General features: G+C 70.8%; 22 protein-coding genes and 1 pseudogene. 13 read left to right on the plus strand and 10 right to left on the minus strand.

Translation table 11 applies throughout. From position 1 onward, the window contains the following. The first annotated feature begins 106 nt into the window (after positions 1-106). Positions 107-901, plus strand: coding sequence for an SDR family NAD(P)-dependent oxidoreductase (locus BpN12_RS11405; RefSeq protein WP_246792704.1), 795 nt, complete (start codon positions 107-109; stop codon positions 899-901). Positions 902-1,069: 168 nt separating this feature from the next. On the opposite strand, the gene BpN12_RS11410 is transcribed toward BpN12_RS11405, so the two are convergent. The 3 genes from BpN12_RS11410 to BpN12_RS11420 all read right to left on the minus strand — a co-directional run bounded on the left by BpN12_RS11410 (position 1,070) and on the right by BpN12_RS11420 (position 3,333). Further along, complete coding sequence (locus tag BpN12_RS11410) at positions 1,070-1,426, minus strand: hypothetical protein (protein WP_246792705.1); 357 nt, start codon at positions 1,424-1,426, stop codon at positions 1,070-1,072. A 148-nt stretch (positions 1,427-1,574) separates the two neighbouring features. Then, positions 1,575-2,645 (minus strand): AI-2E family transporter, encoded by a 1,071-nt coding sequence (locus BpN12_RS11415; protein WP_246792706.1) that lies wholly within the window; start codon positions 2,643-2,645, stop codon positions 1,575-1,577. Positions 2,646-2,886: 241 nt separating this feature from the next. After that, positions 2,887-3,333 (minus strand): rubredoxin, encoded by a 447-nt coding sequence (locus BpN12_RS11420; protein WP_246792707.1) that lies wholly within the window; start codon positions 3,331-3,333, stop codon positions 2,887-2,889. Between the two features lie 84 nt (positions 3,334-3,417). Here BpN12_RS11420 and BpN12_RS11425 point away from each other — a divergent pair, with 84 nt between their 5' ends. The 8 genes from BpN12_RS11425 (at position 3,418) to ubiT (ending at position 11,242) form a co-directional block, all read left to right on the plus strand. Further along, complete coding sequence (locus BpN12_RS11425) at positions 3,418-3,996, plus strand: TetR/AcrR family transcriptional regulator (RefSeq protein ID WP_246792708.1); 579 nt, start codon at positions 3,418-3,420, stop codon at positions 3,994-3,996. Positions 3,997-4,346: 350 nt separating this feature from the next. Further along, positions 4,347-5,348 (plus strand): YVTN family beta-propeller repeat protein, encoded by a 1,002-nt coding sequence (locus BpN12_RS11430; protein WP_246792709.1) that lies wholly within the window; start codon positions 4,347-4,349, stop codon positions 5,346-5,348. Between the two features lie 277 nt (positions 5,349-5,625). Then, complete coding sequence (locus BpN12_RS11435; RefSeq protein ID WP_246792710.1) at positions 5,626-7,656, plus strand: ribonucleoside triphosphate reductase; 2,031 nt, start codon at positions 5,626-5,628, stop codon at positions 7,654-7,656. 74 nt (positions 7,657-7,730) lie between these two features. Further along, a complete protein-coding gene (nrdD, locus tag BpN12_RS11440) occupies positions 7,731-7,937 on the plus strand; it encodes an anaerobic ribonucleoside-triphosphate reductase (RefSeq protein ID WP_246792711.1) in 207 nt (68 codons plus the stop codon). Further along, entirely contained in the window at positions 7,934-8,662 is a 729-nt protein-coding gene (locus BpN12_RS11445; protein WP_425306261.1) for an anaerobic ribonucleoside-triphosphate reductase activating protein, read from the plus strand. The genes nrdD and BpN12_RS11445 overlap by 4 nt, the downstream gene beginning before the upstream one ends. 131 nt (positions 8,663-8,793) lie before the next feature. Then, the gene (gene ubiU / locus BpN12_RS11450) at positions 8,794-9,819 is read left to right on the plus strand and encodes a ubiquinone anaerobic biosynthesis protein UbiU (RefSeq protein WP_246794694.1); all 1,026 of its coding nucleotides are present in this window, start codon (positions 8,794-8,796) and stop codon (positions 9,817-9,819) included. Positions 9,820-9,827: 8 nt separating this feature from the next. Continuing rightward, positions 9,828-10,730, plus strand: coding sequence for a U32 family peptidase (locus BpN12_RS11455; protein WP_246792713.1), 903 nt, complete (start codon positions 9,828-9,830; stop codon positions 10,728-10,730). After that, complete coding sequence (gene ubiT, locus BpN12_RS11460) at positions 10,727-11,242, plus strand: ubiquinone anaerobic biosynthesis accessory factor UbiT (RefSeq protein ID WP_246792714.1); 516 nt, start codon at positions 10,727-10,729, stop codon at positions 11,240-11,242. The genes BpN12_RS11455 and ubiT overlap by 4 nt, the downstream gene beginning before the upstream one ends. Before the next feature lie 118 nt (positions 11,243-11,360). Here the strand turns inward: ubiT and egtD are convergent, their stop codons facing one another. From egtD to BpN12_RS11475, 3 genes are all read right to left on the minus strand, one after another. After that, positions 11,361-12,356: an L-histidine N(alpha)-methyltransferase gene (egtD, locus tag BpN12_RS11465; RefSeq protein ID WP_425306262.1), complete on the minus strand. Its 996-nt coding sequence runs from the start codon at positions 12,354-12,356 to the stop codon at positions 11,361-11,363. Further along, positions 12,340-13,587, minus strand: coding sequence for an ergothioneine biosynthesis protein EgtB (gene egtB, locus BpN12_RS11470; RefSeq protein WP_246792715.1), 1,248 nt, complete (start codon positions 13,585-13,587; stop codon positions 12,340-12,342). The genes egtD and egtB overlap by 17 nt, the downstream gene beginning before the upstream one ends. 224 nt (positions 13,588-13,811) lie before the next feature. Continuing rightward, entirely contained in the window at positions 13,812-14,195 is a 384-nt protein-coding gene (locus BpN12_RS11475) for a DUF427 domain-containing protein (RefSeq protein WP_246792716.1), read from the minus strand. Positions 14,196-14,760: 565 nt separating this feature from the next. On the opposite strand from BpN12_RS11475, the gene alr reads away from it, so the two are divergent. Then, on the plus strand, positions 14,761-15,888 hold the full coding sequence (gene alr / locus BpN12_RS11480) for an alanine racemase (RefSeq protein WP_246792717.1): 1,128 nt from the start codon (positions 14,761-14,763) through the stop codon (positions 15,886-15,888). Positions 15,889-16,022: 134 nt separating this feature from the next. Here the strand turns inward: alr and BpN12_RS11485 are convergent. Then, positions 16,023-16,873 (minus strand): annotated as a pseudogene (locus BpN12_RS11485) (enoyl-CoA hydratase). A 388-nt stretch (positions 16,874-17,261) separates the two neighbouring features. On the opposite strand from BpN12_RS11485, the gene BpN12_RS11490 reads away from it, so the two are divergent. Continuing rightward, positions 17,262-17,597, plus strand: coding sequence for a hypothetical protein (locus tag BpN12_RS11490; RefSeq protein WP_246794696.1), 336 nt, complete (start codon positions 17,262-17,264; stop codon positions 17,595-17,597). Then, positions 17,597-17,815: a hypothetical protein gene (locus BpN12_RS11495; RefSeq protein ID WP_246792718.1), complete on the plus strand. Its 219-nt coding sequence runs from the start codon at positions 17,597-17,599 to the stop codon at positions 17,813-17,815. The genes BpN12_RS11490 and BpN12_RS11495 overlap by 1 nt, the downstream gene beginning before the upstream one ends. Before the next feature lie 334 nt (positions 17,816-18,149). Here the strand turns inward: BpN12_RS11495 and BpN12_RS11500 are convergent, their stop codons facing one another. The 3 genes from BpN12_RS11500 to BpN12_RS11510 form a co-directional block, all read right to left on the minus strand. Continuing rightward, positions 18,150-19,352, minus strand: a complete 1,203-nt coding sequence (locus BpN12_RS11500) for a porin (RefSeq protein ID WP_246792719.1) — start codon at positions 19,350-19,352, stop codon at positions 18,150-18,152. 567 nt (positions 19,353-19,919) lie between these two features. Further along, positions 19,920-21,596, minus strand: coding sequence for a rhodanese homology domain-containing protein (locus tag BpN12_RS11505; RefSeq protein WP_246792720.1), 1,677 nt, complete (start codon positions 21,594-21,596; stop codon positions 19,920-19,922). A 151-nt stretch (positions 21,597-21,747) separates the two neighbouring features. Beyond that, complete coding sequence (locus tag BpN12_RS11510; protein WP_246792721.1) at positions 21,748-22,356, minus strand: cysteine dioxygenase family protein; 609 nt, start codon at positions 22,354-22,356, stop codon at positions 21,748-21,750. A 62-nt stretch (positions 22,357-22,418) separates the two neighbouring features. Here BpN12_RS11510 and BpN12_RS11515 point away from each other — a divergent pair, with 62 nt between their 5' ends. Then, a complete protein-coding gene (locus BpN12_RS11515; RefSeq protein WP_246792722.1) occupies positions 22,419-23,333 on the plus strand; it encodes a LysR family transcriptional regulator in 915 nt (304 codons plus the stop codon). The last annotated feature ends 18 nt before the right edge of the window (positions 23,334-23,351 follow it).

Below are 23,351 nucleotides of genomic sequence, written 5' to 3' on the forward strand. Positions count from 1 at the left end.
TCATGGCGCGGCGATTCGTCTAAGCTGTCCCGATCCATCCGTCGAGCGTGCCGCGCCGGCCGCGGCACGTCTCATGTTCTAGCGTCCTTTCCGGAACCCGACACTCATGCAGATCAATCTCACTGGCAAGACCGCCCTCGTCACCGCGTCCACCGGCGGCATCGGCTATGCAATCGCGGAAGGCCTCGCTCGCGCGGGCGCGACGCTGATCGTCAACGGCCGCAGCGACACCTCGGTCAATGCGGCGCTGGCCACGCTGCGCTCGTCGGTGCCCGGCGTGAACGCCGCCGGCATCGCGGCCGACCTGTCCGGTGCGGCCGGCGTCAAGGCGCTGACCGAGGCGGCACCGAACGTGGACATCCTCGTCAACAACGCCGGCATCTACGAGCCGAAGCCGTTCTTCGACATCGACGACGACGAATGGGAGCGCTATTTCCAGACCAACGTGATGTCGGGCGTGCGGCTCGCGCGCCACTACCTGTCGCGAATGATGGAGCGCGACTGGGGCCGCGTGGTGTTCATCTCGTCCGAATCGGCGCTGAACATTCCGGTGGACATGATCCAGTACGGCTTCTCGAAGACGGCGCAGCTGTCGATCGCGCGCGGCCTCGCGAAGCTCGCGGCCGGCACCGGCGTGACGGTCAACTCGGTGCTGCCGGGGCCGACCATGTCGGACGGCGTGAAGTCGATGCTGAAGGACAGCGCGGACCAGCAGGGCAAGACGGTGGACGAGGTGGCCGTGGAATTCGTGCGCACGCAGCGCCCCAGTTCGATCCTGCAGCGCCCGGCCACCACCGAGGAAGTGGCGAACCTGGTGGTGTACGTGTGCTCGGCGCAGGCTTCGGCGACCACCGGCGCCGCGCTGCGCGTGGACGGCGGCGTGGTCGACACGCTGGCCTGAGCGCAAGCCGGCGGCCGGCATGCCGCCGCGCCGGCCGATCGCGAATCCGATGCGACCGCCGGCGCGCGTGGCGCCGACATGAGCGCACGGCACCGCAAGCGAATCGAAGGGTGAATGCCGTGGCGGAAGCACCGGGGGCGCGTGACGCCCCGCGCCCGCCGGCAGCCGTCAGCGCAGGTCGCCGTGGCGATCGGCGTCCATGCAGGACGCGAAGCCGTGACGCGTGACGGCGCCGCGAGAATCGAACACGACGTAATAGGGACGATGCTCGCTGCCGTGCGTGAGCAGGTAGTTGTAGCAAACGCCGGTCCCGTTGCGCACCATCCAGACACTGGCCGGATTGCCGCCGGCGCGCACCACCTTCTGCTGCGTGGCGCCCGGCTGCGAGGCCGCCTTCGGCACCGGCAGCCGCGCATACGAGAACGACGGGTGATGGAGCCACCCGAACCACGAGCAGCCCGACAGCAGCAGGCCCGCGGCGAACGGCAGCGCGGCGGTGGAGGAACGCGGGAGCGAGGCAAGCATGCCGGTCAGTCTCCGGGCAACACGATCGGTCGTCATTTGCGCATCCTAATCCACCTCGCTCCGATCCATGTGGAATTCTGTAAAGTTATCGGCGCCGTGACCGGCGCGAGCGGTGCGACGCATGCGCGCGCAACCATCGGCGCGCCGCCTATTCGACCCACTCGGTCCAGAGCACGGTCAGCACCGTCATCAGCGCCGGCCCGATGAACAGGCCAAGCAGGCCGAACGTCTCGGCGCCGCCGAGGATGCCGAACAGCACCAGCAGGAACGGCAGCCGCGCGGAGCCGCCGATCAGCACCGGTCGCACGAAATGCTCGGCGATGAACACCACCACCGAGCCGAACACGGCGAGGCCGATCGCCCAGGCCGCGGCGCCCTTGACGAGAAACAGCCACAGCGCCGCGCAGCAGAACACGATCGGCGCGCAGAACGGCAGCATCGCAGCCACCGCGGTGACCAGGCCGAGCAGCGCCGCGTGCGGCACGCCCGCCACCGCGTAGGCGATGCCGAGCAGCGCGCCCTCGCCGAGCCCGACCACCACCAGGCCCGTCACGGTACCGTAGACGGCCGACACCATACGATGCGTCAGCGACGCGCCGTTCGCGCCGAACGCGCGCTGCACGCCGCGCATCAGCGACTCGGACATGCGCGGGCCGGCCTGGAAGATCACGAACAGCGTGACGAGCATGAAGCCGAACAGCACGGCCGCATGCACCACGCGCGAGCCGAACGCCTTGCCGTAGGAAACGAACGCCTCGCCGTTCATGCCCTTGACGCCGGCCGGCGCGTGCAGCGGCTGGGCCAGGTTGGCCTGCCACCAGGCGGCCACCTGCTGCGAACCGAAGGGCAGATGATAAACCGCGTCGGGCATCGGAATGCCGTTGAGCCGCGCGTCGCGCACCCATGCGAACACCTCGTGGATCTGCCCGGCCGCCTGCACCACCGCGATCGCCACCGGCACCACCAGCAGCAGGCCGACCGCCGAGGTCAGCACGATCGCGACCACGGTCCGGCGTCCGCTCAGCCAGCGAATCGCGTCGAGCCGGCGCAGCGCCGGCCACAGCGCGATCGCGATCACGCCGGCCCAGGCGATGGCCGGCAGGAACGCGCGGATTATCCACAGCGCGAGGGCGACGAGTACCGTGTAGAGCACGCCGAGCGCGATCGCCTGCGCTTTCGGGCGGCCGGAGTCCGGCGTGGAACGGGAAGACTGGATCATCGGAACACTCTCGTCAGGGCGGAAGAAGCGGGGATGCCGCTGCCGCCATCTTAATGGACGTTCACGATCGGCTTGCGGATGGCTTGGGCGGGCGCGCCCGGGAAACGCGCGGCGATGGCGGCCGGGATGCCGCCGGGGAGACGTTGAAGATACCGGGGAGGATGACGCCGAAGACAGGAGCCGGACACGACAAAAGCGCGGCGAGGCGGCGGCCAGCGCCGTCGCCCCGGAACGGGCTGGCTCAGAACTCGGCCAGCACGAAGTCCTCCTTGCCGACGTCGCAAAGCGGGCAGCGCCAGTCGTCGGGGACCTGCTCCCAGCGCGTGCCGGGCGCGATGCCGTGCTCGACGTCGCCGCTCGCCTCGTCGTAGATCCACCCGCAGATCAGGCAGACGAACTGCCGGAAATCGTCGGGTGGCGGCACGGCGGGTGCTTCCTGCGCGGCCGTGGGCTCGGCGGCTGCGCCCGCCTCGTCCGTGCGCGGCGCGCCGGCGGACGGCGCCGCGTCGAGGCTCACCACCAGCGGCCCGGCGCCCGGCGCGCGGTCGGCGGCCAGGCAGGCATCGAGTCCACGATAGAGGCGCTCGACGTCGCCGGCCGTCAGATCGATGCGCAGCGGCTCGGCGCCATCGGTCACGAGCCGGCGCGGGGCAAACTGCAGTTCGAGCGCGGTTCCTTTCTTGTACATGAGGCAGGCGGTTTCGATTTTCAGATACTGGATGGTATCTGTATACTTCCGGGCATTCAACCCGCATCCCGAATGGAGACACGCATGGCGAGGCTGACGCGCGAGGAAAGCCAGGCACAGACGCGTACCCGGCTGCTGGAGGTGGCGGCGGCCCTGTTCGCGCGCGACGGCTACGCGGCCACCTCGCTCGAACGGATCGCCGAGGTGGCCGGCTTCAGCAAGGGCGCCGTCTATTCGAACTTCCAGGGCAAGGAGGCGCTGTTCCTGGAAGTGCTCGAGGCGCACGGCCAGCGCAGCGTGGCCGACCTGCACGCGGCGATCGGCGAGGCCGTGACGATCGACGAGGCGATCGAGCGGATCGCGGCCTGGGCGAACCGGCATTCGCGCGAGGGCAACTGGCCGCTGCTGGTGCTCGAATACGCGCGCCACGCGAAACCGGCCGAGACGTTTCGCGAATCGCAGGAAACGGTGCTGCGCTCGCACTGGGGCGCGCTCGGCGAGCGGCTGCTCGCGCTCGCGCCCTCGCTCGCGATCGAGGCCGAGACGCTCGGCGCGCTGATCTTCGAGCTGACCTACGCGCCCGCGATGAGCTTCGTGAGCCGGCCAACCTCGGGCGATCTGCTGCGGGCCGCGCTCGGCGGGCTGTTCGGCGTGCGGCGCTGAAGCGTCACGTCGCGACGCGCTCTCGCCTCGCAATCGGTTGCGCGCGCAACGACTACCTTCCGGCTGGCGACATCGATTGCTGCGCCCGGCGGCGCTTCATTGCATGGTGCGCGGCGCATTATTCCACTCATGCCCGCGGCTCATCCGGTCATCCGCACAATGCATTGGACGCCTCGCGGCCACACCGGTTAACGTGCGCCACTGCCGTTCGCGCGACCGTGCACCGATGCGGCCCGGCTGACGAAACGCTTCGACGCGCCTTACGGCAAGCGGCAGCCACATCGACAGGCCGCCGCGGGGCCGCGCCCGGACGGCCTCGTTTTCGCCACACTCGCACCAGGAAGTCCAGGATGTTCCGCTCTCCCGCCGCGCGCCTGCGCGTGCTGCTGCTGTCCCTCGCCTGCGCCGGCGCGCCGCTCGCGGCCCACGCCGACAACGTGATCGTGCTCGATTCCGCCGAGGCCAGACTGAACCTGATCGACGAAGCCTCGCGCAAGGTGGTCGCGACGCTGCCGGCCGGCAAGGAACCGCACCACCTGATGATCACGCCCGACGGCCGCACGCTGCTGGTGGCGAACTCGGTGTCCGACAACCTGATGTTCGTCGATCCGCCCACCGGCCGCGTGACGGGCACCTTGCAGGACATCGAGGACCCGTACCAGCTCGGCTTCTCGCCCGACGGCAAATGGTTCGTCACGAACGCGCTGCGGCTCGACCGCGTCGACCTCTACCATTACGGCGCGCCGCTGCATTTCACGCTGGCCAAACGCCTGCCGCTCGCGAAGATGCCGAGCCACATGACGTTCTCGATCGACAACCGCACCCTCTACGTGTCGCTGCAGGAGTCGGGCGAGGTGGCGGCGATCGACCTGCCGACCCAGACCGTCGCCTGGCGCGCGCAGGTGGGCCGCGATCCGGCCGGGCTCTGGATGACGCCCGACAACCGCCACCTGCTGGTGGGGATGACCGGCGAGGACGACGTCGCCGTGCTGGACTGCGTCACGCACGAGGTCGTGAAGCGCATCCCTACCGGGCGCGGCGCGCACAACTTCCGCTCGCTCGACGACGGCCGCCACGTGGCCGTCACCAATCGCGTGGACAGCACGATCAGCGTGCTCGACTACACCACGCTCACCAACACCGGCGACATCACCGGCCTGATGCCCGGCCCCGACGACATGGAGCTGAGCGCCGACAAGCGCTTCCTGTGGGTCACGTTCCGCTTCTCGCGCCACGTCGGCGTGATCGACCTGGGCACGCGCAAGCTCGTCACGACGATCGCGGTGGGCCGCTCGCCGCATGGCATCTTCTTCGCCGATCGCGCGCCCGTGTACGCGCCGAATCCGGACTGACGCGCAGGTCGCGAGAATCGCCGCGCGACAGGTGGCCGTTCGCGACGATGCCGCGGTTGCGTGCTCGACCCACGCTGAAGTCGCGCAACGCGCCCGGCGATAGCGAGAGATCGCCACCGCCGCGTGCGAGCGCGACGCGTCCCCGAAGCCGATCGCCGCGCACCGGTGCCCGGCATGACGTGGAACAAGCCCGCCGCCGGGCCGACGCCCCGCTCGACACGGATACCACATATAGTCATTTCCATTGCGAAATACACTATATGTTGGATATCAGCTCATGACCGCCGGACCCACCCATGTCAGCAAGCGCGACGGCCGCATCGTGCCGTTCGATCCGGCGCGCCTTGCCCGCGCGCTCGCCGCCGCGGCACGCGCCACCGATGAATTCGACGCGGCCGCGGCCGTCACGCTCGCGCGCCTGATCGCGTCGCGCCTCGCGGCCCGGGCCGGCCGGCCCGACACCGCGGCGGTCCGCACGGCCGCCAGGCAGGCGCTGCTCGAACACGGCCATCGCGCCACGGCGCGGGCGTTCGAGGCCGACCCGAACGGGCAGGCGGCACCCGCCGCCGACACGCGCATCGAGGTCGGCGCCACTATCGACGAATACCTGAACCGCTCGGACTGGCGCGTGAGCGCCAACGCCAACCAGGACTGGAGCCTCGGCGGCATGATCCTGAACACGAGCGGCAAGGTGGTGGCCAACTACTGGCTCGACCACGTCTATCCGCGCGAGATCGGTGCCGCGCACCGCTGCGGCGCGATCCACATCCACGATCTCGACATGCTGTCGGGCTATTGCGCGGGCTGGTCGCTGCGCCGGCTGCTGCACGAAGGCTTCAACGGCGTGCCGGGCAAGGTCGAGGCCACGCCGCCGAAGCACATGTCGTCGGCGGTCGGCCAGATCGTCAACTTCCTCGGCACGCTGCAGAACGAATGGGCCGGCGCGCAGGCGTTCTCGTCGTTCGATACCTACATGGCGCCGTTCGTGCGCGTCGACGGGCTCGACGAGGCCCAGGTCCGGCAATGCCTGCAGGAACTCGTCTACAACCTGAACGTGCCGAGCCGCTGGGGCACGCAGACGCCGTTCACGAACCTGACGTTCGACTGGACCTGCCCCGACGACCTGCGCGATCAGGTGCCCTGCGTGGGCGGGCGCGAGATGCCGTTCACCTACGGCGAGCTGCAGGCCGAGATGGACATGATCAACCGCGCCTACCTCGAGATCATGATGCGCGGCGACGCGAACGGCCGCGTGTTCACGTTCCCGATCCCCACCTACAACATCACGCGCGAGTTTGACTGGGACCATCCGAACACCACGCTGCTGTTCGACCTGACCGCGCGCTACGGCGTGCCGTATTTCCAGAACTTCATCAACAGCGAGCTGCAGCCGCAGGACGTGCGCTCGATGTGCTGCCGCCTCCGGCTCGACCTGCGTGAGCTGCTGCGGCGCGGCAACGGCCTGTTCGGCTCGGCCGAGCAGACCGGCAGCATCGGCGTCGTGACGCTGAACTGCGCGCGCATCGGCCACGAATTCCGCCACGACGAACGCGGCCTGTTCGCGCGCGTCGACGAACTGCTGGAACTGGGGCGGCACAGCCTGGAAATCAAGCGCGCGCTGATCCAGCGCCTGATGGACGGCGGCCTCTATCCCTACACGCGGCGCTATCTCGGCACGCTGCGCAACCACTTCGGCACGCTCGGCGTGAACGGCGTGAACGAGATGATCCGCAACTTCACCGGCGACACCGACGACATCACCACCGAGGCCGGCCATCGACTCGCGCTGCGGCTGATCGCCCATATCCGCGATCGCATCGCCGGCTTCCAGGAACAGACGGGCCACCTCTACAACCTCGAGGCCACGCCGGCCGAAGGCGCCACCTACCGCTTCGCCCGCGAGGACCGACGCCGCTATCCGGAGATCCTGCAGGCCGGCACGCCGGCCCAGCCGTACTACACGAACTCCACGCAGCTGCCCGCCGGCTTCACCGACGATCCGTTCGAGGCGCTCGCGCGCCAGGAGCCGCTGCAGGCCGGCTACACGGGCGGCACCGTGCTGCATCTGTACATGAACGAGGCCGTGTCGTCGGCCGACGCGTGCCGCGCGCTCGTCAGGCGCGCGCTGGAGCGGTTTCGCGTGCCCTACCTGACCGTGTCGCCGACGTTCTCGATCTGCCCGACGCACGGCTACCTGAGCGGCCGCCACGAGTTCTGCCCGAAGTGCGACGCCGAGCGGCTCGCCGACAAGGCCGCGCAAGCCGCGCGCCGCTGCGCCGAACTCGACGGCGCCTGCCCGCCGTCCTGACGCGCGGGCTCGCAGTCCACCCCGCGCGCCCTTTTACTGGCCACGTTCACCGGCCATTTCACGAGTCATCCACCATGCACGATCACACCACTTCGACCGCCTCCCTCCCGGCCCTGCGCGACCAGCCGGCCAGCGCGCCCGCCGTCGCGCTGGCCGATCACGAGCGCACCCGCTGCGAGATCTGGACGCGCGTGATGGGCTATCACCGCCCGGTCTCGGCGTTCAACACCGGCAAACAGGGCGAATTCGCCGAACGCTTGTTCTTCGTCCCGCCTCGTTGACGATGACCATTGAGCTGGCGCATGCCCCGAAACTTGGCGGCGTCGTACCGTTCTCGACGTGCGACTACCCGGGGCGGCTGGCCTGCGTGGTGTTCGTCTCGGGCTGCCCGTGGCGCTGCCATTACTGCCACAACCCGCATCTGCAGACGCGCGCCTGCCACGCCGGCCCACAAGCCTGGGACGACACGCTGGCGTGGCTCGCGCGCCGCACGGGCCTGCTCGACGCCGTGGTGTTCTGCGGCGGCGAGCCGCTCGTGGAGCGGCACCTGCCGGCGATGATCGCGCAGGTCCGGCGCATGGGCTTCGCTGCCGCGCTGCATACGGGCGGCGCGTACCCGGACCGGCTCGCTCAGTGCCTGCCGATGCTCGAATGGGTCGGCTTCGACGTCAAGGCACCGTTCGCGGCCTACCCGCGCATCACGCAGGTCGCGCGCAGCGGCGCGGCGGCGGAACGCTCGCTCGACCTGATCGCCGGCAGCGGCGTGGCGTTCGAATGCCGGATCACGATTCATCCGGCGCTGCTCGACGACGCCGACCTGCTGGCGGTCGCGCAGGCGCTGGCGCAACGCGGCATCACGCAGCTCGTGCTGCAACCGTTTCGCGGCACCGGCTGCACTTCGGCGCCGCTGCTGGACGCGCCGCTGCCGGCCGGCTACCCGGCGCCGGCATTGCTGGACCGATTGCGCGCGGTGCTGCCCGCCGTCGAGGTGCGCCGCCATGCGTGAGGCCCGGCACAGCGCCGAAGCGCAACGCGCGCCGCCAATGAAGCGAAACGCGCCGCCGTCGCGTACCCGGCGCGTCACCGATCCGGCGGGCTCGCGCGCGCCGGCCACGAACACGATCGACCATGGATGCCATGCCTGAGCTGAAGATCCCCGAACTCGTCTGTCCCGCCGGCAACCTGCCCGCCCTGCGCGCGGCCGTGGACGGCGGCGCCGATTGCGTCTACGTCGGGCTGAAGGGCGACACCAACGCGCGCGCGTTCCCGGGCCTGAACTTCGACCGCAACACGCTGGCCGACGGCGTGCGGCATGCCCATGCGGCCGGCAGCAAGGTGCTGCTCGCGATCAACACCTACGCGAGCGGCGCCGATCTCTCGCACTGGACCCACGCGATCGACCTGGCGGCCGGGATCGGCATCGACGCGATCATCGTCGCCGATCCCGCGCTGATGGCCTACGCGGCACGCGTCCACCCGTCGTTGCGGCTGCATCTGTCGGTGCAGGGCTCGGTCACGAGCCATGCCGGCATCAACTTCCTGCGCGACGAGTTCGGCATCCAGCGCGCCGTGCTGCCGCGCGTGCTGTCGCTCGAGCAGATCGCCAACACGGTGGCCAACACCTCGGTGGAGATCGAGGTGTTCGGCTTCGGCAGCCTGTGCGTGATGGTCGAGGGGCGCTGCGCGCTGTCGGCCCACGCGAGCGGCGCCGCGCCGAACCTCGACGGCGTCTGCTCGCCGGCCCGCCACGTCCACTGGATCGAGCGCGAGGAAGCGGGCCAGACCTGGCTCGACGCGCGCCTCGCCTCGGTGCTCGTCGACAGCTATCGCGCGGGCGAACCGTCGAGCTACCCCACCATCTGCAAGGGGCGCTTCGAGGTCTGCGGCCAGCGCTATCACGCGCTCGAGGCGCCCACCAGCCTCAACGCGCTGTCGCTGCTGCCCGAACTCGCGCGCATCGGCGTGCGCGCCATCAAGATCGAGGGCCGGCAGCGCGGCCCGGCCTACACCGCCGCCGTCACGCGCGTCTGGCGCGCCGCGCTCGACCGGCTCGCCAAGCAAGGCGACGCGATGAGCTTCGATCCCGCCTGGTCCCGCTCGCTCGGCACGCTGTCCGAAGGGCAGACCGACACGCTCGGCGCCTACTCGCGCCCATGGAAATGATCCCCGCGATGAAACTCTCCCTCGGTCCGATCCAGTACTACTGGAACCGCGACGACATCATGAAGTTCTACGACGAGGTGGCGCGCACGCGCGTCGACATCGTCTATCTCGGCGAAGTGGTCTGCTCGAAGCGGCACGAGATGCGCACGGCGGACTGGCTCGACGCGGCGCGCATGCTGCGCGCGCATGGCAAGGAGGCCGTGCTGTCCACGCTCGCCATGCCCGAGACCGAGGCCGACCTGCGCCGCATGCGCTCGCTGGTGGAATCGGACGCATTCCCGATCGAGGCCAACGACATGTCGGCGCTCGGGATGCTGGCGCGCCGCAAGCCGTTCGTGGCGGGGCCTCACGTGAACTGCTACAGCGCGCCGACGCTCGACTGGCTGGCCGGGCTCGGCGCGCGCCGCTGGGTCGCGCCGATCGAATGCACGCGCGACACGCTCGACGCGATCCGCCGCCAGCGCCGCTCGGCGAGCGAGATCGAATGCCTCGCGTTCGGCCATGCGCCGCTGTCGTTCTCGGCGCGCTGCTTCACGGCGCGGCACCATCAGCTGCAGAAGGATCAATGCGAGCACCGCTGCGCCGACTACGCGAGCGGCCTCGAAGCGGCGACGCTCGACGGCCGGCCGTTCATTCGCCTGAACGGCGTGCAGACCCAGACCTCGCAGGTCGTCAATCTCGCACGCGCGGTCGAGAGCATGGCCGAGGCCGGCGTGTCGGTCCTGCGCATCAGCCCGCAGGTCGAGCATACGGCCGCGATCATCGAGACCTTTGCCGACCGGCTGCAAGGCGTGCTCGCGCCCGACGACGCCTACCGCGCGCTGTGCGGCTGGCAGGACGCGGCGCCCTGCGACGGCTTCTGGTTCGGTCAACCGGGCGTGGCCGCCGCGGCCGGCGTGGAGGCGCGATGACGGGATTCGCCGAGGCATTCCTGCTGCCGCCGCTGCGCCGCGGCCTCGCCCTGCTGCCGGTCAGGCCGCCGGCCACGGTGCTGTGCCTGCTGCTCGACCGGCACCTGCTGCCGCAGCTCGACAGCGACGCACGCACGCGCATCGCGGGCCGCCGCTACGTGATCGAGGTGAGCGATCTCGGCATCATGATCGGTCTCACGCTCGGCGACGGCGGCTTTCGGGTCGCGTCGAGCGTATCGAACGCAAGCCCGGGCGCATCGGCTGAGGGCGCGGCGCCCGAGATCCGCATCGTCGCCACCAGCCGCGACTTCATCCGGCTCGCCGCGCGCGAGGTCGACGCCGACACGCTGTTCTTCAACCGGCGCCTGGTCATCCAGGGCGAGACGGAACTCGCGCTGATCGTGCGCAACGCGATCGACGCAATCGATTTCGGCGCGACGCGCAGCGGCACCATGCTGCACGACGTGCTGCGCCGCGTGGCGCGGCGGCTCGCGCCGGAGCCGCGGCCCTGACGAGCGCAACCGGCGGCGCGCGGCGCACACGGCACGCCGGGCCAACCGCCCCGCCGCGTCACATCGCGGGACCGGCGGCGCTCATCGCGCCGGCAATCCAGCCTCGCGCCGCCCGCGCTCAGCGCGCCGGGCTTTCCAGCCAGTGCAGGCTGAACAGCTGGGCCTCGTCGGTCCACACCGCGGCCGGCACGAAGCCGGCGCGCGCGGCGAGTTCGCGGAACCCGTCGATCGTGAACTTGCGCGAGTTCTCGGTGTGCAGCGTCTCGCCCTCGGCGAACCGGAACGCGCGGCCGCCCACGTGAACGGTCTGCTCGCGCCGGCTCACCAGGTGCATCTCGATGCGCTGCAGGTGGCTGTCGTAGAACGCGCGGTGCGCCCAGTCGTCGAGTTCGAAATCGGCGCCGAGTTCGGCGTTGGCGCGCGCGAGCAGGTTCAGGTTGAACGCCGCCGTGACGCCGGCCGAATCGTTGTAGGCCGCGTTGAGGATCGCCTCGTCCTTCACCAGATCGACGCCGATCAGCATCCCGCCGCCCGCCAGCAGCGTGGCCGAGCGGCTCAGGAACGTATCGGCCTCCTCGTTCGAGAAATTGCCGATCGTCGAACCGAAGAAGATGCCGATGCGCCGCGCCGGCACGTTCGCAAGCTCGCGCATCGATTCGGCCTGCAGGTAGTCGGCCGCCACCGGCTGCACGTCGAGGCCCGGATACTGCCGCCGCAGCGCCTCGGCCGATTCGCGCAGATAGGCGGCCGAGATGTCCACCGGCACGTAGCTCACGGGCGGCACGCTCGCGATGCAGGCATCGAGCACGAAGCGGATCTTCGACAGCGAGCCGGCGCCGAACTCGATCAGGTTCGCGTCGGCCCCGATCGCGGCGGCGATGTCGGCCGCATGGCGTTCGAGGATCGCGTGCTCGGTGCGCGTCGGGTAGTACTCGGGCAGCTCGCAGATCCGGTCGAACAGCGCCGAGCCGGCCGCGTCATAGAAATACTTCGGCGAAATGCTGCGAGGCGTCGCGCTCAGTCCTTCGATCAGATCGCGGCCGAACGGGCTCGGCTTGCGGGCGCGGGCGGCGGAGCCCGCATTGGGTCGGAACAGGTCAGAGGTCTCGTACAAGGCGCACTCCTGTGAATTGCCAGCGCGCGGCCGGCGGGAAGAAGTTGCGGTAGGTCGTCCGTGCGTGGCCGCGCGGCGTGGCGAGGCTGCTGCCGCGCAGCACCTGCTGACCCACCATGAATTTGCCGTTGTATTCCGAGGCGATGCCGGGCAGCGGCCGGAAGCCCGGATACGGGTCGTAGGACGAACGCGTCCATTGCCAGACGTGGCCGAGCATCTGCGCGATGCCGGGCAGCGCGCTGGCCGCCTCCCATTCGAACTCGGTCGGCAGCCGCGCGCCGGCCCATTCCGCATAGGCCGCCGCCTCGAAGAAGCTCAGGTGCGCCACCGGTGCATCGGGGTCGAGCGCCTGCAGGCCGTCGAGGCCGAACGCCTGCCAGCCGGCCGCGTCCCGCGGCTCGGCGCCGGCTTCGCGCGCGTGCCAGTAGGCCGGCGCGCTCCAGCCTTCGCGCTGCACGGCCGCCCAGCCGTCGGACAGCCACAGCGCCGCGGTCGCATAGCCGCCGTCGGCGATGAAGGCCGCGTAATCGCGGTTGCTCACCAGCCGGTCCGCGATCTCGAACGGCCGCACCAGCGCCTGGTGGCGCGGGCCTTCGTTGTCGAACGCGAAGCCGTTGCCGTCGTGGCCGATCTCGACGATGCCGCCCGCATGCGCGAGCCAGCGCGGCGCGCCCGCCGCCGGGCCGGCGGGCATGCGCGGCGCGGCGCCGTCGGCGCGGTAGGCAGGCAGCAGCGGGTTCAGCGAGAACGCGTGCAGGATGTCGGTCAAGAGCAGCTCCTGGTGCTGCTGCTCGTGGTTGAGGCCGAGCGTGATCTCCGGCGCGATCTCGACCAGCAGCGGCAGGTCGGCGCCGGCCACCAGTTCCAGCAGCCGCGCGTCGACGTGGCGCCGGTAGGCGTGGACCTCGTCGAGCGACGGCCGCGACAGCATCCCGCGCTGCGGGCGCGCGTGACGCGGGCCGAGCGCCTCGTAGTACGAGTTGAACAGGTAGGCGAAGCGCTCGTCGAACGGCACGTAGCCGGGCACGTGACGCGCGAGGATCACGGTCTCGAAGAACCAGGTGGTGTGGCCGAGATGCCATTTGGTCGGACTCGCGTCCGGCATCGACTGCAACACCTGATCCTCGGCGCTGAGCGGGTTCGCGAGTTCGAGGCTGTGACGCCGGACTTCAGCGATCTCCCGCTCCAGGGTCGACGCGAGCGTGCGCGCCGAGAGTTCGTTCTTGGTCATCTTGTGGGGTCTCGGGAGGTAGCGGCCGGCCCGCCGCGGCGGGTCGGCCCTGGATCACGATGCGTCTTGCGCCATGCGGCCGGCCCGGGCGCGCGGCATGCCGCCGGCAGCCGGCGCGGAAGCGGCACCGGGGCCGGCGCGGCGGCCGGCCCGACACGGGGCGCAAGGGTACGCATGTCAGTTCGCGCGCGGCGCGGTAACGGTTACAGCGGCGGCGACGGAAATTAAGGCGCGATCTCGATGGCGTCGACACGGTCCGTGTAGAACGCGAAATGGCCGGCGATCGGCGCGACCGCGTCGTAGGGCGTCTCATACGACCAGATCGCGTTCTCGCCGCGTTTGCCGAGCTCGGGAATCGAGTAGTAGACGGCCTCGCCCTTGTAGGGGCAATAGCTGGTGTGCGCGCTGCGTTCGACGCGCGTGAGGTCGACGTCGGCGCGCGGCACGTACTGGACCGGCTCGTAGGTCGCCTCGCGCAGCGTCAGCGCGCGATGCGTGTCGGCGAGCGGGGCGGCGCCGGCCTTGACCAGCACGCGCGCGCCGGTCGGCGCGATGGAAATCGGATGATCCGGGCCGGGAACCCGGACGGGGCGATCAGATGAGGACATGGGCTCGCTCCTTCGGCGGACATCTCGATTGAAATGATTCACGCATCCTACGTCGAATTCGTGAATGACGTGCGGCACCGCTTCGGATCGGCTGCGGCGGGCGTCGCGGCGGCGCCCCGTCTTGCCGGTGCGCGGCTCGCGCGCACCCTCGCCGCGCACCGGGCCCGGCCGGCCGCTGCCCGGTCGCATCCGGCATGCCGCCACGCGGGAAGCCGCCGGCCGCGCGCCTTTCGCCCCCCGGCAAGGCCGCACCGCGCATGGCCTGCGCGCCGCCCGGCCGCGCTCCGGGCTCGCGCAGATTCCATGCCCGCGGCGCGCGCCGGATGTCGCCAATCGGCCGACTTTCGATACCGGTTCGGCGACGTTCGGCCCGCTTCGCGCGAAGCGGCGCGCCTGGCAAAACAGGCGATCCCTACCAAAAAACAGACAAATACATTAAATAAAACTGCCTCAAAGCCAATATGATGGCCGCCGAACCCAAGTTTTCTCAATAAAACGCGATCGACAGCCGGCCAGCCGCGAGGCAGCCCGGCCCGTACCGCCCACGCCATCTTCCGAGACAGCCATGCCCCGTCCCATCGTCGCCCAGATCCGCCCCGCCGCCGTTCGCCACAATCTCGCCATCATCCGGCGCAAGGCCGCCGGAGCGCGCATCTGGGCCGTCGTGAAGGCGAACGCCTACGGCCACGGCATCGAGCGGATCTATCCGGCGCTCGCCGACGCCGACGGCATCGCGCTGCTCGACCTCGACGAAGCCGTGCGCGTGCGCGAACTCGGCTGGACCCGGCCGGTGCTGCTGCTCGAGGGGCTGTTCGATGCGTCCGACCTCGCGATCGCGGACCGCTACCGGCTCACGGTGGCGGTCCACGGCGACGAGCAGCTCGACATGCTCGCGAGCGCGCGCCCCGCCCGGCCGATCGACATCCAGCTCAAGATGAATTCCGGCATGAACCGCCTCGGCTACCGGCCGCATGCGTTTCGGGCCGCCTGGGAGCGCGCCTCGGCCACGCCGTCGGTGGGCCGGATCGCGCTGATGACGCACTTCGCGAACGCCGACGAAGGCGAGGTGGCCTGGCAGACCCAGCAGTTCGACGCCGCCACCGAAGGCCTGCCCGGCGAGCGCTCGCTGTCGAACTCGGCCGCGGTGCTCTGGCATCCGGACGCGCACCGCGACTGGGTGCGGCCCGGCACGATCCTGTACGGCGCCTCGCCCACCGGCGCCGCGCGCCACATCGCCGATACCGGCCTGGTGCCGGCCATGACGCTGACGAGCCGGCTGATCGGCGTGCAGACGATCGAGGAGAACGAGACGGTGGGCTACGGCCGGCGCTTCGCGGCCAAGCGCACGATGCGCATCGGCGTGGTGGCGTGCGGCTACGCGGATGGCTACCCGCGCCACGCGCAGACCGGCACGCCGATCGCCGTCGACGGCATCATGACGCGCGTGGTCGGGCGCGTCTCGATGGACATGCTGACGGTGGACCTGACGCCGTGCCCGAATGCGCACGTGGGTTCGTCGGTCGAGCTGTGGGGCGAGCAGGTGCGCGTGGACGACGTGGCCGAGGCGTCGGGCACGATCGGCTACGAGCTGATCTGCGCGATCGCGCGGCGCGTGCCGGTGGTGGTGGAACCGCTGGTGGACGCGCCGCCGCTCGACGTGCCGGTGCTGCGCACCGGCAGCTACGGGCGCTGAGCGGCGCAGGCGGCTCCAGACGCCGGGGCCGGCACGCCGGCTTGGCCGGGCCGCGGTCCCGATCACCAACTAACGGCGCCAGACGCGCCGCCGCTCCGGCGCCGCGGCTTCATCGCCGCGCCAACCGCTGCCGGTTAGCGCCCGCCGGTTAGCGCCCGCCTTCTCCACCGCGGCCCGACCTGTCGAGGAACGCGTCGATCTGCCCGGCCGTCTCCGCCTCCATCAGGTTGGCCGCCATCACGTCGGCCGCATAGAGATAAGCGTCGTCGAGCAGCATCTCGCGCTGCCGGTAGAACATCGCCTTGCCGCGGCGCACGGCGGCCGGCGCCTTCGCGACGATCGTCGCCGCGCGGCTGGCCACGGCCGCGTCGAGCGCGTCGGCCGGCACCATCTCGTTGATCAATCCCCAGTCGAGCGCGGTGGCCGCGTCGATGAAACGGCCGCTCACGAGCATGTCGAATGCCCGCTTCGGCGCAACCGCCCGCGACAGCGCGACGGCCGGCGTCGCGCAGAACAGCCCCACGTCGATCCCCGCCACCGCGAAGCGCGCGGTATCGGCGGCCACCGCCAGATCGCAGGCCGCCACCAGCTGGCAGCCCGCCGCGCTCGCCGTGCCCTGCACGCGCGCGATTACCGGCACCGGCAGCGCGCGGATCGACAGCATCAGGCGGCTGCAGCGCGAGAACAGCGTCGAGTAGCGGGCATGATCGGGTTCCGCGCGCAGTTCGCGCAGGTCGTGGCCGCCGCTGAACGTGCGTCCCTCGGCCGCCAGCACCACGCAGCGCAGCCGCGCGTCGTCGGCGAGCGCGTCAAACTCGGCCTGCAGCGCGCCGAGCATCGCTTCCGACAGCAGGTTTGCCCGCGCGGGCCGGTTCAGCTGCAGCGTCGTCACGCCGCCGGCGTCGCGGCGCAGGACGAGCCGTTCGGTGCCTGCGGTATCGGTTGTGGTTTCGGTTGCGGCGTCGGTTGCGAGATCGGCGGCCATCGCGGCTCCTGTTCGTCACGGATCGCATCGCCGCGTCGCGCGGACGCGACGGTCCCGCGCCACACCTTACACCGGAACGCGCGATGCCGAACGCCGCCCGGCCGGGCCGGCGAAACCCGCGCCGCGTCTGGCGCCGCGCCGGCGCCGCGTGTTCGCGCATCCCCCGCGCACCGAAAATACTGTATATTCGTACAGCATTCGACCGCCCGCCCGCCGGTAAAAATCGTCTGTCGGGCGGGTGGTCCATGCGACAATCACGCGTTGGCCGAACCGTCACGCGCGGCAGGAAAATGCGCGGTACCGGCCAACGAGGAACCGGACGGCGCGGCAGTCGCGCCCCGTTCCGGCGCCACACGGAGAATACATAGTGAAACTGGTTGGATGCGGGTTGCTGCTGCTGGCGTGTACGTCGCCGGCGTTCGCGGGCGACCATTACGTCGAAATCTGGAATCCGCCCGAAGCGCGCGGCGGCGCGCACCACGATTCGGCGGCGGCGAAGGCCACGAAGCACAAGCACGTCGCACCGCGCCTCGTCGACGCGGGGGTCCGCCCGCCATCGATCGACGCCGCGCCGAAGGCCGGCCAGACCAAGCCGCATGCGCTCGACCACGACCTGCGCCGCCCGGCTCCGGGCACGCCGGACATTCCGCGCCTGTTCACGCCGGACGGCAACGTACTGCGCGTCGGCACGCACGGCGCGTCCGGCGTCGAGGTGGTGCGCTGATGGAAGCCGAGAGCTACAGGGGCTACCAGATCTGGGGCCACGCAATCCTGCAGCAGGACGAGATCATGCAGCCCGACCGCTATGCCGCGAGCGGCACGATCACGCGCAACAACCGGCTCGTCGAGGCGTCCAGCGTGCTCGGCGTGTTCGACACCGATGACGAAGCGCGTCTGGCCGGGCTCGAATGGGCGCGCGCCTGGGTCGACAGCCACGGTTGAACGTCGCTGTCTCGTGGCTGCCCGTTTCTGCCCGTTTCGCAGCCATCGTCTGCGCGGTGACCGCGGCGCCATGTATTTCATGAATCGTTCCCGCCCCGCCGCCGGTTTCATGCCGCCATCCCGTCCAGTTGCCTGAGTCAACGGCTTCTCGTCCTCCGGCTCGCTTTCCCCCTCCATCCCCAAGCCGTTCCGCTTCGCGCTCCCAGCCGTCCCGTTCGAGTGCGCCGGTGTCATGCCGCCGTCCGCCCGCACTCGTCCGCACCCCGACGCCAAACGGGCGGCCGCGCTCCCGCGCCGGCCGCCCGGGCAAGCTCCCGCGTGCGATACGGTGCGCTCAGAAGCGATGCACCATGCCGACGCCGATCGCGATCTGGCTGCTCGTGGTGGACGGCGTGAGGTTGAAGCCGTCACCGATCGAAGCCGTGGCCGCGATCACCTTGCCGTCCAGCAGCGTGTTGCCGCCCGCGTGCTGATAGGCCTCGATCGCATAGAGGCCGGTGCGCTTCGACAGGCTGTAGACCTGCGACAGCGTGAGCTGGTGGTACTGCGCGGCCTTGTCGACGCCGTTGGCGAGCGCGGCACGCGTGTAGCTGTAGCCCATCGCGAGATCCCACACGGCCACCGGCCTGAAGTGCAGCACCGCGCCGGCCGTGTTGAAGATCGCCGTGTCGTGGAACGCCGAGCCGGAGCCGGGAATGTACTGGACGTTCGAGTAGGACGCGGTCACGTCCCAGCGCGACGTGAGCTGATAGCCGGCCGTCACGGCCACGCGCTGCTGTGCCTGGGCCGACACGTAGCCGTTGTTGATCGCCGAGACGGAGGTCTGGGCGCCACCGTTCGAAGCCGTCGACGCCGCGCCCCACGCGCCGCCGCCCGGCGTCGCATTGTTGATGCGCAGGAAGCCGGCCGCGATGCTGAGCGGGCCGTTCGCGTACTGAAGGCCGGCGCTCCAGGTCGCGCCCGCGTTCACGCTGCCCGGCACGCCGCCGAACGAGTACGAGCCGCCAACCGTGAAGCCGTGGTACTTCGGCGAGAGATAGACGATCGAGTTGTTGGCGCGATAGCTGGTGTCGAGCGAATCGAGGTCGCCCGGGTGCGCGCCGAAATAGCCGGTCAGCCAGGTGGTCGGGCTCCACGGCGCGAGCAGCGTGTAGTACGCGGTGTACTGGCGGCCCGCCGTCAGCGTGCCGTACTTCGCGTCGGACAGGCCGACGAAGGCCTGCCGCGTGAAGATGCCGCCCGGGAATTGCGAGGTGCCGTTCGCGGTATTGATGCCGGCCTCGAGCGTGAACACGGCCCGCGTGCCGCCGCCCAGGTCCTCCACGCCGCGCAGGCCGACGCGGCTGCCGGCCGTGACGCCCGTCGACATCTTCAGCGACGCGCGGCCCCCCGAGGTCTGGCCAAGCGTGCCGCTGCTGTTCTGGTAGGCAAGCCCCGTGTCGATGATCCCGTACAGCGTGACGCTGCCCTGCGCCTGCGCGGCCGTGGCCGCCACCAGTCCGGCCGCCGTCGCGGCAACCACCACGTGTGTCTTCATTGCTTCTCCGTCCTCAGATTTCTTCGTCTATGGCTTGCGGCATGGGCGAGTTCCATGCCGGCGCCATTCTGGACGATCGCCTGACGATTCCCTATCGACGTGGATCTCGTAGTTTGGCGCGGCGCGACGCGGCGATGCGCCGGACGGCAAGCCCCGATTCCGCGCCGCACAACGCGTATTCGGTGGCGGCAACGTAACGTCGCAAGCGCCTGTTTTTCCGATGCCGAAGCGCTTTTCCCGGCACGGGGAGCCAACGATGAAGATCGGGATTGCTGCGTTGCGACAGCCGATTTGGCAGGCGAATTTCGGTGGAGTGCGTCTCGATGTCCCGCGTCAAAAACTTGCGGTTTCCTTGTTGTATTCGGACATCGAGACATCGGCGCAAGGATGGCGGCGGGGAGCACGCCGCCCGGCCCGATCGATCGTTTGGACTGCTTGATATTGGCTTCGCGGCGCGAGCAGACGGCGAGCCGGACGAAGCGGACGAAGCGGACGAAGCGGACGAAGCGGACGCAGCGGGCGGGCGCCGTGCGCGCCGGCCCGCCGCCTTCGTTCAGATCACCGGGCTCAGATCACCTGGAAATGATGCGTGCCGTCGCGGCCGAGCTGCTCGACCAGGCCGAACTCCCAATCGAGATAAGCCTGCATCGCGGCCGCCGCGTTCTGCGTGCCCTCGTAGGGGCGCCGGTAGCGGTCGTCGCGTTGCGAAGCAAGGCGCGTCTCGCCCTGTTCGAGCGGCAGGCCCGCGTCGATCCAGGCCTGCGTGCCGCCGTCGAGCACGAACACGTCCACCTCGGCCGGCACCAGCGCGCGCAGGTCCGCCGCCGCGAACGCGGCCAGCTGCGAGGTACCGCAGGTCAGCACGTAGCGCCGCGCGGCCGGAATGACGGCCAGCGCCTCGCGCAGCCGCGCGCGGATCGCGTACCACGCGCCCGGAATGTGCCGCTTCACGTAGTTCGCGCTCGCGGTCACGTCGATCACGGCCAGCGCGTCGCCGCCGCCCTCCGCTTCGAGCCACGCCGCGAGCGTGGCCGGCGTCACGCGTTCCACCGGCGCCGCCTCGGGCGCGCTCACGCGCGGCACGCGGGCCTCGCCGCGCGCCGATGCCGGCACCGGCTCGACCACGTAGACCTCCCAGCCCATCTGCGCGAGCCACGAGGCGCTCATGTCGGCGCGCACGCCGTCGTCGTCGGCCAGCACGATGCGCGCGCCGCGCACCGGCGCGTGGTGGTCGGTCTCCTGCACGAGCTGGCCGCCCGGCGCACTGGCGAAGCCGGGCAGATGGCCGGCCGCGTATTCGTCGGGCGTGCGCACGTCGAACCGGTAGACGGTGCGCTGCCCACCCTCGTCGAGCGCGCCCGCCTCGGCCGCCGCGAGGCGCCTGACGCCGGCCTTCGCGGCCACCGCGCGCGCGCCGTCTCGCGCGGCGGCGCGATGCGCGTCGGCCACCGCGTCGGGGAAGCGCCGCGCGGCGCCGTGGTCGAGCGTCTGCCCGGCCAGCGTCCAGCCGATCGTGCCGTTGCGCAGCGCGGCCACCGGGTTCGGCAGCCCCGCGTTGACGAGCGACTGCGTGCCGATGATGCTGCGCGTGCGGCCCGCGCAGTTGACGATCACGCGCGTGGCCGGATCGGGTGCAAGCTCGCGCACGCGCAGCACGAGTTCGGCACCGGGCACGCTGGTCGCGGTCGGGATGCTCATGGTCTGGTATTCGTCGAAGCGGCGCGCATCGACGATCACCACGTCGGCCTTCGACTCGATCAGCGCCTGCACTTCCTGCGCCGACAGCGACGGCGTGTGGCGCTTCGCTTCCACGTATTCGCCGAACGACTTGCTCGGCACGTTGACGTCGATGAACAGCTCGCCGCCCGCTCGGCTCCACGCCGCGAGGCCGCCGTCGAGCAGGCACACGCGCGTATAGCCGAGCGCGGCGAGCACGGCCGCCGCGCGCGGCGCGAGATCCTCGCCGTCGTATTCGCCGTACAGCGCGATCGTGGTGTCGCGGCGCGGGATGCGCGGCCAGGCCTCCAGCTCGAGCTTCGACAGCGGCAGGTTCGCGGCCCAGAGCGGATGGCCGGCCGCGTAGGGCGCCTCCTCGCGCACGTCGACGAGCGCGATCTCCTCGCGCGCGAGCAGCGCCGCGCGCACCTCGGCGACGGACAGACGGGGGAACGCCGCATCGGACCGGGCGGCGGCGGAGCGGGCGGGGAAAGCAGCGGAGGCAGCGGAATCGGACACGGTGTTCATCGGCAAGGACAGGAAAGGGAAAACGGAGTCGGGCGGCGTGCAGCGGCAGGCCACACGATAACGCGGATCAGGCGGGGGGACGCAATTGATGGAAACGCGGCAGGTGCCGGCCGCGACCGAAGCGGGCCGCCGCCGGGCACGGCCGCCGCGCTCACGCGTCGCCGGCCGGCAGCGTATAGCCGGACACGAACGGCTTGCGCGTGCCGTCCTCGCGATAGACCGAGCGCTCGATCGCGCCGATATCGCCGCCATAGACATGGATGCTGATCGACACGCGGTCGTGGTAGGCGTTGCTGACGCGGTGAACGTCGCCGAGTGCCGGCGACACCGCCTCGACCTGCCCCGGCGCGAGCCGCACCGGCTCCCCGTCCGGCACCGGCACGCCGGCGCCGGTGAACGCGTAGGGCTGCGAATATTCGGCGCCGCGCAGCATGCCGATCAGCCCCCAGACGGTGTGATCGTGGATCGGCGTGACCTGCGCCGGCCCCCAGACGAAGCTGACGATCGAGAAGCGCGCGTCGGGATCGCGATGCAGCAGGAACTGCTGGTAGCGCTCGGGATCGGGCTGGGCGAACGACTCGGGCAGCCAGTCGTCGCGCGCGACCAGATCGGCCAGCAGCGCGCCGCCGTCGCGCACCACGCGTGCCTCGTCGGGCTGCGTGTCGATCAGCCGCGAAAACGCGGCAACGAACTCGGCCAGCGGCGGCGCGGCGCGCTGCGCCTCGGCCGCGCGCGTCTGGTGCAATCCATGCGAACTCATCGGAAGCCTCTTCGAATATGATGTATGTTCATAACGTCGAATCCATTGCATGCAAAAGTAACATGAAAATCGGTGATATCGATGCCTTCGCGGCGGTGATTCGCTGCCAATCGCTGAGCCAGGCCGCGCACGAACTCGGCATCACGCAGCCGGCCATCACGCGCCGCGTGCAGAACCTCGAGGAAGCGCTCGGCGCGGCGCTGCTCGATCGCAACACCAAACCGCCGCGCCCGACCGAACTGGGCCGCCGCGTCCACGACCAGTGCCGCGCGGTGCTGCGCGAGGTGGACGCGCTGCGCGAGCTGGCGCGCGCGACGCTGCCGCCCGCCGGCGCGTTCCGGCTCGGCATCACGCACGGCATCGGCGAGCTGATGCTGCCGGGGCTGGTGGCGATGCTGCGCGAGCGCTGGCCGTCGCTTGCGCCGGGCGTCGAGACCGGCTGGGCCGGCACGCTGCTCGACCGGCTCGCGCTCGACGAACTCGACGCGGCGCTGGTGTTCGCCGCGCGCGACACGGCGCTGCCGCCGCGCGTGACGGGCGAGCGGCTCGCCGCCACGCGGCTCGTGGTGGTGGCCGCGCGCGGCAGCTGCCCGCGGCGCGCCTATCGCCTCGCCGATCTCCATGCGCGCGGCTGGATCCTGAATCCCGACGGCTGCGGCTTTCGCGCGAGCCTGAAGCGCGCGCTCGACGCGCAGCGGCTGCCGCTCGCGGTCACGCTCGACGCCTATGGCCGCGACGTGCAGCTGCAGGGCGTGGCTGACGGCTTCGGGCTCGGCCTCGTGCCGTTGCCGCTGGTCGGCGCGAGCGCGCTGCGCGACGCGCTCGAGATCGTCAACGTCAGCGACTTCCGCCCGCCGGTCGATCTCTGGCTCACGCAGCGCGACGGCATCGAGCGGCTCGCCGAACCGGTGCGCGCGGTCGGCGACGCCGCGCGCGCGCTGTTCGACGCACTCGGCGCCACGCACGCGGTCGCTTAGGTAGCCGGCCGGGCGGCG

Source organism: Burkholderia perseverans (assembly GCF_022870505.1).
Classification (GTDB): domain Bacteria; phylum Pseudomonadota; class Gammaproteobacteria; order Burkholderiales; family Burkholderiaceae; genus Burkholderia; species Burkholderia plantarii.

Excerpts from the sequence above, each read along its gene's own strand:
- BpN12_RS11405 (WP_246792704.1), top strand. The coding sequence starts at position 107 with ATGCAGATCAATCTCACTGGCAAGACCGCCCTCGTCACCGCGTCCACC.
- BpN12_RS11410 (WP_246792705.1), bottom strand. The coding sequence starts at position 1,426 with ATGCTTGCCTCGCTCCCGCGTTCCTCCACCGCCGCGCTGCCGTTCGCC.
- BpN12_RS11415 (WP_246792706.1), bottom strand. The coding sequence starts at position 2,645 with ATGATCCAGTCTTCCCGTTCCACGCCGGACTCCGGCCGCCCGAAAGCG.
- BpN12_RS11420 (WP_246792707.1), bottom strand. The coding sequence starts at position 3,333 with ATGTACAAGAAAGGAACCGCGCTCGAACTGCAGTTTGCCCCGCGCCGG.
- BpN12_RS11425 (WP_246792708.1), top strand. The coding sequence starts at position 3,418 with ATGGCGAGGCTGACGCGCGAGGAAAGCCAGGCACAGACGCGTACCCGG.
- BpN12_RS11430 (WP_246792709.1), top strand. The coding sequence starts at position 4,347 with ATGTTCCGCTCTCCCGCCGCGCGCCTGCGCGTGCTGCTGCTGTCCCTC.
- BpN12_RS11435 (WP_246792710.1), top strand. The coding sequence starts at position 5,626 with ATGACCGCCGGACCCACCCATGTCAGCAAGCGCGACGGCCGCATCGTG.
- nrdD (WP_246792711.1), top strand. The coding sequence starts at position 7,731 with ATGCACGATCACACCACTTCGACCGCCTCCCTCCCGGCCCTGCGCGAC.
- ubiU (WP_246794694.1), top strand. The coding sequence starts at position 8,794 with ATGCCTGAGCTGAAGATCCCCGAACTCGTCTGTCCCGCCGGCAACCTG.
- BpN12_RS11455 (WP_246792713.1), top strand. The coding sequence starts at position 9,828 with ATGAAACTCTCCCTCGGTCCGATCCAGTACTACTGGAACCGCGACGAC.
- ubiT (WP_246792714.1), top strand. The coding sequence starts at position 10,727 with ATGACGGGATTCGCCGAGGCATTCCTGCTGCCGCCGCTGCGCCGCGGC.
- egtB (WP_246792715.1), bottom strand. The coding sequence starts at position 13,587 with ATGACCAAGAACGAACTCTCGGCGCGCACGCTCGCGTCGACCCTGGAG.
- BpN12_RS11475 (WP_246792716.1), bottom strand. The coding sequence starts at position 14,195 with ATGTCCTCATCTGATCGCCCCGTCCGGGTTCCCGGCCCGGATCATCCG.
- alr (WP_246792717.1), top strand. The coding sequence starts at position 14,761 with ATGCCCCGTCCCATCGTCGCCCAGATCCGCCCCGCCGCCGTTCGCCAC.
- BpN12_RS11495 (WP_246792718.1), top strand. The coding sequence starts at position 17,597 with ATGGAAGCCGAGAGCTACAGGGGCTACCAGATCTGGGGCCACGCAATC.
- BpN12_RS11500 (WP_246792719.1), bottom strand. The coding sequence starts at position 19,352 with ATGAAGACACACGTGGTGGTTGCCGCGACGGCGGCCGGACTGGTGGCG.
- BpN12_RS11505 (WP_246792720.1), bottom strand. The coding sequence starts at position 21,596 with ATGAACACCGTGTCCGATTCCGCTGCCTCCGCTGCTTTCCCCGCCCGC.
- BpN12_RS11510 (WP_246792721.1), bottom strand. The coding sequence starts at position 22,356 with ATGAGTTCGCATGGATTGCACCAGACGCGCGCGGCCGAGGCGCAGCGC.
- BpN12_RS11515 (WP_246792722.1), top strand. The coding sequence starts at position 22,419 with ATGAAAATCGGTGATATCGATGCCTTCGCGGCGGTGATTCGCTGCCAA.